Source organism: Staphylococcus sp. GDY8P57P (genome assembly GCF_017892585.1).
Classification (GTDB): Bacteria; Bacillota; Bacilli; order Staphylococcales; family Staphylococcaceae; genus Staphylococcus; species Staphylococcus borealis.
The window spans coordinates 1-550 of sequence record NZ_JAESLK010000138.1; the positions used below are offsets into that span (position 1 = coordinate 1).

1 pseudogene is annotated in these 550 nt (G+C 35.3%); it reads left to right on the plus strand.

What is annotated here, in order from left to right:
* Positions 1-193 precede the first annotated feature (193 nt).
* Positions 194-550 (plus strand): annotated as a pseudogene (locus KA878_RS13995) (urocanate hydratase); the annotation flags it as partial.

A 550-nucleotide genomic window follows, 5' to 3' on the forward strand; every position in this document is an offset into this window, starting at 1 on the left:
GTGTAGACAAACTATCACCGAAGACAAAAGCAAAATACGAAGAACTAAGATCAATCGTACCTTCAATCACACAAGATAGAGTATTCCATCATGATATAGAGAAAGTTTGTGAATATTTAAGATAATTAACTAAATACGTATAAAGTTCAATTCTATTTAAGCATTTAATTTTTTAGAAAAGGGGAAATGACATATGTCTAGAGCGATTAAAGCGAAAAAAGGTTTGGAAATTGAGTGTAAAGGTTGGGAGCAAGAAGCGGTTTTAAGAATGTTATACAACAACCTTGATCCTGAGGTTGCGGAACATCCTGAGAAGTTAGTTGTATATGGTGGTATTGGTAAGGCTGCGCGTAACTGGGAAAGTTTCGACGCGATTGTTGATACGTTAAGAAGATTAGAAAATGATGAAACGATGCTTGTTCAATCTGGTAAGCCAGTTGCTGTTTTCAAAACACATGAAGAAGCACCGCGTGTATTATTATCAAACTCTGTATTAGTACCTAAATGGGCAAACTGGGAACATTTCCATGAATTAGATAAAAAAGGGCTT